This is a genomic window from Microbacterium helvum (assembly GCF_014779795.1).
Taxonomy (GTDB): domain Bacteria; phylum Actinomycetota; class Actinomycetes; order Actinomycetales; family Microbacteriaceae; genus Microbacterium; species Microbacterium helvum.
This window is the reverse complement of the sequence record NZ_JACXZS010000007.1, coordinates 267,205-275,247: the sequence shown is the minus strand read 5'-3', so window position 1 is coordinate 275,247 and position 8,043 is coordinate 267,205. Positions and strand designations below refer to the sequence as shown.

Annotated in this window: 5 protein-coding genes and 1 tRNA gene; 4 read left to right on the top strand and 2 right to left on the bottom strand. The window is 63.5% G+C overall.

The window, feature by feature from the left end; all coding sequences use genetic code 11:
* Positions 1-243 precede the first annotated feature (243 nt).
* On the bottom strand, positions 244-1,470 hold the full coding sequence (locus tag IF188_RS12610) for a DUF262 domain-containing protein (protein ID WP_191172152.1): 1,227 nt from the start codon (positions 1,468-1,470) through the stop codon (positions 244-246).
* A 663-nt stretch (positions 1,471-2,133) separates the two neighbouring features.
* Between IF188_RS12610 and IF188_RS12605 the strand changes: the two genes are divergently transcribed.
* From IF188_RS12605 to IF188_RS12595, 3 genes are all read left to right on the top strand, one after another.
* Positions 2,134-3,264, top strand: a complete 1,131-nt coding sequence (locus tag IF188_RS12605) for a tyrosine-type recombinase/integrase (RefSeq protein WP_191172151.1) — start codon at positions 2,134-2,136, stop codon at positions 3,262-3,264.
* Between the two features lie 127 nt (positions 3,265-3,391).
* Positions 3,392-5,599, top strand: coding sequence for an McrB family protein (locus tag IF188_RS20570; protein ID WP_191172150.1), 2,208 nt, complete (start codon positions 3,392-3,394; stop codon positions 5,597-5,599).
* A complete protein-coding gene (locus tag IF188_RS12595) occupies positions 5,596-6,774 on the top strand; it encodes an McrC family protein (RefSeq protein WP_191172149.1) in 1,179 nt (392 codons plus the stop codon). Before IF188_RS20570 ends, IF188_RS12595 begins: the two co-directional genes overlap by 4 nt.
* 218 nt (positions 6,775-6,992) lie before the next feature.
* Here the strand turns inward: IF188_RS12595 and IF188_RS12590 are convergent.
* A tRNA-Arg gene (locus tag IF188_RS12590) sits at positions 6,993-7,064 on the bottom strand.
* A 52-nt stretch (positions 7,065-7,116) separates the two neighbouring features.
* Here IF188_RS12590 and IF188_RS12585 point away from each other — a divergent pair.
* A complete protein-coding gene (locus IF188_RS12585) occupies positions 7,117-7,995 on the top strand; it encodes an endo alpha-1,4 polygalactosaminidase (RefSeq protein WP_318152871.1) in 879 nt (292 codons plus the stop codon).
* Positions 7,996-8,043: the final 48 nt, after the last annotated feature.

Here is an 8,043-nt window from a genome sequence, read left to right as displayed (position 1 = left end):
TCAACGGGATCATCGAGCTCCACCGTCGCCTCGCCCGCGGCTACCGCAACCGGCACAACTACCGACTCCGCATGCTCCTCGCCGCCGGTGGCCTCACTCCATGACCCCACCGGATGTCCGAAGAGCCAGATAAGCATGGACGTTCGCCTTTTCAGACTCGGTCAGGCGGTCCGGAAACTCGGTAGTTATCGACGAGAGAAACGCAGCCTCCAACGTCGAGATCTGCGTGACGGTGTCCACGAGTCAGGTCCTGATGAGTGGGGCTGGCAACTCATACGTCGCGCCCGTAACCTTCGCGACAGTGTCGCGCCACGCGCGATGCCGAGTGATGAACGCATCCGGGGTCTTGGTGGTCGCGGAGATGGCGCGAATGAAGGAGTCGTTTGTGCCTGAGAGCACTTTGAACTCGGCGAGGACCTCGTCCGCGCGAGGCACAATGGCATCGCGCACTCTCGGGATCGCAAAGGCATAACCCTGAACATCGAAGACGGCGCGATTAAGAGCGCGCTCAAACCGGTCAGGCTTGCCGTCTCCCGAAGTCCACTTCCGCGCGAACGCGTCGTGACCGAACGCCTCGATGCCTGCTAGTACGCCCCGCTCAAACTCAGCCAGTGCAGCGTCGAGCTGGCCCTCGCGCGAGTCCCACTCGCGATTGAATACGCGCGAGGTGTCGTCGAGGAAAGACTTGAGATTCCCGCGATACGGCACAGGCGACATAGAGAACGCGAGATGTCGCAGGAGGAGCTCCGCATCGACCATCCGCCGATCCGGGTTCCGGTTGTTCAAGAGCGTTTGCAGGGCGACCGAATCGCCCGAGTTGCGGTCAAGCCACCTGATGAAATCCCCATGGATCAGCGCCTGCCGCAGTTCCTGAGGAGACAGAGGAACGCTACCCGTGTTGAGGCGGAGGAAAAGCGAAAGCAGCATCCGCTCAGAGTTCCAGTCCCCGAGCACGACAGTCCGGATGCTGTGGTTCTCGACCGTTGCCAGAAGATCGGGGCGCTTTGCCTCCAATTCGGCGATCGTGAACCTGTTCAGTTCCGGCAGCACCTCTAGACCAGTTAAGCGCAAAGGCTCAAAATCCTGGTCTCTTTCTTCTTGGGGGTCGACGAAGAACTGACGGAGTGCGAGGAGGCGTTGCTTTCCGTCCAGCACAAAGAAGTGGCCCTGGCGATGCGGCTCCTCTGCGATGACGATCTGGGGAATCGGGAACTGGAGCATGATCGACTCGATGAGCTTGCTTTTCCGGCCACCGAGCCACGCATTGCGTCGTTGGAAGGAGGGAGCGAGGTCGATGCGGCCTTTTCGCATCTGCGATACGAGGGTCTCGACTGTCCAGTCCTTGCTGCTAATGGACGCGACGAAGGTCGACGGCGGGTCGTCGAGGTCAGTTTCGTCTTCGCCCTGGTCAGGGACAAGCGGGACGCTCTCCTCCAGCAGGTAGTCTGCGTCCTGATTGTCCTCAGCCATACGTGTTGTCCTTTCGCATCCCGCCGCTCGGACGCCGGGTCGCTGCGATCCTATAGGCGAGAGCCCACATCACGAGGGCGAACTGCGGCATGAGGCCGCGGCGTGGGCTGGCGAGTTCGATCCCGCCTCGGCCAGGCGTCGTCGTGGCAAGTGAACCGCCCTGAGTTTGTTGGAGACTTCTGACCTTGGGAACGAGGTTAGGGTCATGCCGAGAGAACAGGCGATCGGAAAGCTGACGACGCGTAGCTATTCGCGGGAGGAGAGGGTCGCTGCGTGGGGCCAACAGGTTCACCGTCGACATGGCCTTGGGGCGCGAGGTGAATCAGTGCGTCCTCGGCTGCGCATCACGTCCCCCAGTAGGCCTCAACGAATAACAGTCTTCCTCCGACAATCAGCCGCCCAGCGCTCGGGCGCGGCGCAGTGCTCGTCGTCGAACGGTTGCTAAGCGACGCGCGCAAGCGCGGAGTCTGCAAGAAGAGAGCGGCGAGAACGGAGACGCGAGCGATCGCTACACTCTCGGCGTCGGAGGGAGGCGCGCTCAACGCCAGTTGACGACGTCTTCCGACATCTATCCACATCTGTGATCGGCGGCGTTGACGAGGCGCGATCAGTGTCCGACACTGGCCGATACTGGCGCCAAACGCGGTAGGAGCGGAGGTCGAGATGGGTAGCATCACCCCTTACGAATCGGCGAAGGGTCGCCGCTACCGCGTGCGGTATCGCAAGCCGGATCGCACCGAGGCGGAGAAGCGCGGCTTCACGACGATGCGCGAGGCGAAGTTGTACCTGTCGATGGTCACCGTGTCGAAGTCGAAGGGGGAGTACATCGACCCGTCCACGTCGCGGGTTCCTGTCCGGATGTTCGCCGAAAGCTGGCTGCGATCCAAGCAGCCGCCGATGTCGAAGCCCTCGTACTACATGACGCTGGAGCGGGCGTGGAAGAACCACGTCGCGCCAGTGTGGGCCGACCGGGAGATCTCGTCGATCCGTCGCTCGGAAGTCCAGGATTGGGTCTCCGACCTCGCGACACAGAAGTCGCGGACCGTCGTGATTCGCGCCCTCGGAGTCCTCGCCGGCATCCTCGACGTCGCGATCGACGATCGGCGCCTCGCGAGCAACCCGGCCCGCCACGTGCGCAGTCTTCCTCGACGCGGGCCCGGCAAGCGGCGTGTCTACCTCACGCACGACCAGGTCGCGACGCTGGCGGCGTGCTCCGCGTATCCAACGCTCATCCTGACGCTGGCGTACACCGGCCTTCGCTGGGGCGAAGCTACGGGACTCCGGGTGCGCAGCGTGAACAAGCTGCGCCGGCGCTTCGTCATCGAAGAGAACGCGGTGATGATCGCGTACGAGATCCACGTCGGCACGCCCAAGACTCACGAGAAGCGCTCGGTCCCGTACCCGGAGCGTCTTGCTCCGATGATCGAGCAGGCGTGCGCCGGCAAGGGGCCCGAGGGGCTGCTGTTCGGCGACGGGGTCAATCACATGCGCAACTCGGGCAGCAAGGGCTGGTTCGCCAACGCGGTCCGGCGTGCGCAGGAGTTCGATCCGTCGATCCCGCGTCTCACTCCTCACGACCTTCGGCACACCGCCGCGTCGCTCGCGATCAGCTCGGGCGCGAACGTGAAGGCCGTGCAGCGGATGCTTGGTCACGCGTCGGCCGCGATGACGCTGGACACCTACGCCGACCTCTTCGACGACGATCTGGATGCCGTCGCCACGCGACTGAACGCCCAGATGCCGTTGGTGGCGCTGCCATCAGGCCCGCAGACCCGCTACGCGCGGCCGCAGTGATCGCCGAGCGCAGCCCAATGCTCCAAGGTGCGGTTCCTGGTAGGTGGCGCAACCCCCGCTAGGTTGAAACCAACCTGTACGTCGAGGACGCGCCCTTGGGAGGAAGCTGTTGAAGACTCAACTAGAAGTGCCCGAGATCGCAAGTCTCTACGCCGCGCTCGACGAGTTCCGAGAACGGTCACTACGGCGGTTGAAGTCGAGCTTCCTTCCTGCGGACGACCCCGACGTGGACAACGTGTGGACTCATGCATCCGCATCTGAACTCGTACGCGAATTCGTCGACAAGCCAGACGAGACCAAGCGCGGATTCCTCGACAAGTTGAGAGATCAGCTGGCGAACATCTCGCGCCCTGCCGGCCAACTCATGGAGGAGCTCACCTGGCTCCACCTTGTCGTCGCGTCCAAGCAGGGGTATCCCTCCAAGCGCCAACTGCTCGACGAGGTCGCGAACATTGGGGGCGCCACCGGACCGTCGGGCAGCTTCGACGATGTACTCCATACCGGGCTCGCCGCGACCGGCACGTCCTTCTTCACGCGACGCCCCAACCAGCTGTGGTTGCTCGTACACTTCGCCGAGAGATGGACTGCGGCATCGGCGCACGAGCGCGATAGTTGGCTGAGCGACCCGAACGCGTTCCGCGCGATGGTGTTCGCACTCGAAGGCGTCGCAGATCAGACGCAGCGGCACGCCCTGCTACACCTCGTGCACCCGGATTCGTTCGAAGATACCGTCAGCCAGTACCACAAGCGGAAGATGGCTTCCCTCGCACATGCCTCCGAGGATAGCGAGAACGACGACGCGACTATCGCGCGCGTCCGCGAACGCTTAGCGAAGACCTACGGTGACGGTTTCTCGTTCTATCAGTCCGAGGTGCGTGAGTTGTGGGACCCCGAGCCTGAGCCGACAGTCGAACCGATGACTGCCGAGCCCGCCCACGCGGAGTCGATCGGGCCGAACGAGCCACAAGTTCGCGGCGCATGGCTGATCCGCGGGTCCGGCGGCGAGCGCGTTCCAGACTGGCTGGCAGACGGCACGTGCGGGATTGGATTCGCCGACACATTTCCGTTTGAGCTCGTGCCGGGTGTCAGTCGCGACGAGCTCAGAGCGCTGGCAGACGAAGCAGGCACCGACACGACTGCTGGCGGATTCAACCACGAGCTCGGCCAGGTCTGGCGATTCGTGAACAAGATGGAGATCGGCGACTACGTGGTTACCGTCAACGGGCAGAACGTCTACCTAGGCGTTGTTGACTCCGGTCCGCGAGACGTTCTCGCTCGAACACGAAAAGAAACAGTTCGGGCGGTTGAGTGGCTGAATGCTGACGCTCCGATCCAGCGACGCGACATCGCGAAAAGCCTCCAGTCCAAGATGAAGACGCTGCTCACGCTGACGCTGATCACCCCCGAGATCGACGAACTCGAACGCTGGGTGAGCGGAGAGAGGCTCCAGTCGGCAGCCGTCGATTCCGCGCAAGTGAAGCTTCCTCTTGCCACCGCGAAACTAACGCAGGATCTCCTCCTCGATAAGCTGTGGCTCGACGAGGTCATCGAGCTACTCGAAGAGAAGCGTCAGATCATCCTCTACGGCCCCCCTGGCACCGGAAAGACGTACCTCGCCCAAGCTTTGGCTGAGCATCTCGCCGACGGCGTCGGCAGCTTCGAGATCGTGCAGTTCCACCCCTCCTTTACATACGAGGACTTCTTCGAGGGATATCGTCCTGTGCTTGGCGGTGCCGGCAAGGTCGACTTCGCTATCAAGTCGGGCCCGCTACGGCGGATAGCGGATGCTGCGGCGGCGGCCCCCAGCATCCCTCATGTTCTGATCATCGATGAGATCAACCGCGCCAACCTCGCGAAGGTCTTCGGCGAGCTGTACTTCTTGCTCGAGTATCGCGAGCAGCCGATCAGTCTGCAGTACTCCGACATGGAGTTCACACTCCCCGAGAACCTCTACATCATCGGGACGATGAACACGGCTGACCGCTCGATCGCGCTTGTCGACGCCGCCATGCGCCGCCGGTTCTACTTCGTGGAAATGTCACCCGCGGTGGCGCCCGTGAGCGAGATGCTCAGTCGTTGGCTCTCAGCTCGGGGAATGTCAGACGAGCCAGCGCGCTTGCTGACCGAGCTGAACTCGCGCCTCGGCGATCCGGATGCGGCGATCGGTCCGTCGTACTTGATGACTGAGCACATCCTGAAGCCGGGTCGCCTCGAACGCATCTGGACACACGGCATCATGCCTCTGCTTGAAGAGCGCTTCTACGGCAGTCGCGATGAACTGACGCAGTTTTCGCTCGATAGCATCCGGGCGGCGATTCAACGCTCGGGCACATGACGATCGAGCTGAAGGAGTGGGGTGCGAAGGGCAACCTCGAACTCGGGGCCGATGCCGTCAGAGCGCTCGCCAATGCCAAGCAATTCGAGATTGCGCCAGATCGCGAAGTCGCGGGGAGATGGCGTGTTTCCGCGACTCGCTATGTAGGCGTTGCCGCCATCGGCGGGCACGTGATCCGCGTGGCGCCGAAGATCCCGGTGCATAGGCTCTTCGAACTCCTCACCCACACGATGCACCTTGTCGAGTGGCGGTCAGAGGCAGCGGACTGGGAAGAATCTGACGACCTCATCTCGGTGATTGCGGCATCCTTTCTCGACAACGCCGAGCGCGCGTTGCGAGGCGGGATGCTGCAGGGCTACGTCACGGTCACCGACGACCTCTACTCGGTGCGCGGCCGGATCGACTTCGGCCGCCTCTCCGGAAGACCACGGGAGCTGCCGTTGCCGGTGGCGGTGACCTACGACGACTACACGACCGACGTGCTTGAGAATCAGCTGCTCGCGGGTGCGGGGCGAGTGCTTCTTAGACTTGGAATGCTCACCCCCGCCTTGACCCGCAGGTTGCGTCGTCTTGAGTTCCAACTCGTCGACATCACCCCGGCGCGTCCATCCGCCTCACCCGCGGAGGTGCGTTGGACGAGGCTGAATGTGCGCTATCGAACCGCCGTCACATTAGCCCGACTCATCCTGCAGAGCACGGCCTTCGACTTCGAAGGCGAAGGATCGTCGCGCGGATCAACGTTGCTCGTGAATATGGATCGGGTGTTCGAAGATGTCGTGGGCCGCGGCATCGACCGAGCGCTGTCGCCGAGGGGCTTGACTGTCGACCTGCAGCACCGTGGCCATCTCGACTACGAGAAACGCATTGATATTCGCCCCGACGTTGTCGTCTTCGACGGGAGCGATGTGGTTGCTGTCGCCGATCTCAAGAACAAGCGCACAGGGGCTCTGAGTACCGGTGACGTCTATCAAGCGGTCGCGTACGCGACGCGGTACCGGCTCACAGAGGTGTGGCTGATTTATCCGGAGCCGCCACCCTACGATGAGGTGACCGTGGGGGAGGTGCGGGTGCGTTTGTTGTCCGTCGACATCTCGCTCCCGCCAGTTGAGCGGCAGTATGCCATGCTCCAGGTTGCAGAGAACCTCGTGTCGAAGGTTCGATCGTCGATCGTTTGACCGTCATGACACCAGAGAGCAGATTGCTCAGTTTTCCGACGAGGCAGATTTCGCCCGAAACGCTCGAATTTGGCGCTCTCAGGTGTCGCGCGCGGGCCGTTGTAGACGGCCGATTTCGGCTCACCGAATTTTCAGAATGCGGGCAAAAAGCGGGCAAAAATGCATTCTGAGTGGTCTGACCACATAAGAAATACCTGGTCAGAGGCAAAAAAAGACTGTGCCCCTGGAGGGACTCGAACCCCCAACCGTTTCCTTAGGACGGAACTGCTCTTCCATTGAGCTACAGAGGCTGGCCGCATGAGTCTACCCGGCCGAAACACCCGCGCCGTGTACCCTCGCTGGGTGATCGTGAGCCGACAGACGCGCCGCCCGGCTCTCATCGTCGCCGTCATCGCGCTCTCCGCGATCCTCGCAGGCTGCGCCGCCGAGGTCCCCACCGCACCGACCGACGACACCACGCCGACCCCCGCCGCCAGGATCGCCCTGCCGCCCGCGGGCGCCGTCCCGGACTATCAGCTGGGCGCGGCGTACGACCCGCCGGCCGGGGTGCAGGTCGTCGCGCGGGATCGCACCGCGGAACCCGCGCCTGACGTGTACTCCATCTGCTACGTCAACGGCTTCCAGACGCAGCCGGGCGAACTGGGTGACTGGCCCGAAGAGGCCGTACTGACGGATCCCGACGGCGACGTGGTGTTCGATCCGGACTGGCCCGACGAGGCGCTGCTCGACACATCGTCCGCAGCGAAGCGCGCGCGGATCGCCGACGTCGTCACCCCGTGGATCCGCGGCTGCGCCGACGTGGGATTCGACGCCGTCGAGTTCGACAACCTCGACACGTACGAGCGAAGTGGCGGCGCGCTGACGCTCGACCACAACCTCGCGCTCGCGACGCTGCTGGTCGATGCGGCCCACGGCGTCGGACTGGCCGCCGGGCAGAAGAACGCCGCCGAGGACGCGGCTGTGCTCCACGCCACCGCCGGCTTCGACTTCGCGGTCGCCGAGGAATGTGCCGTGTACGACGAGTGCGCCCTCTACACCGAGGTCTACGGCGACCACGTGATCGCGGTCGAATACTCCGACACGAGCCTCGACTTCGCCGCCGCGTGCGCCGACCCCGCCGCTCCCGCGTCCCTCGTGCTCCGCGACCGAGATCTCGTCGGCCCCGATGACGACGCCTATGTCTTCGCGCTGTGCGGCGACGCCATGCCGCGCGCACAGTGAAGGCCCCGGCATCCCTCCCCGAAAACCGCGGGAGATGGATGCCGGGGC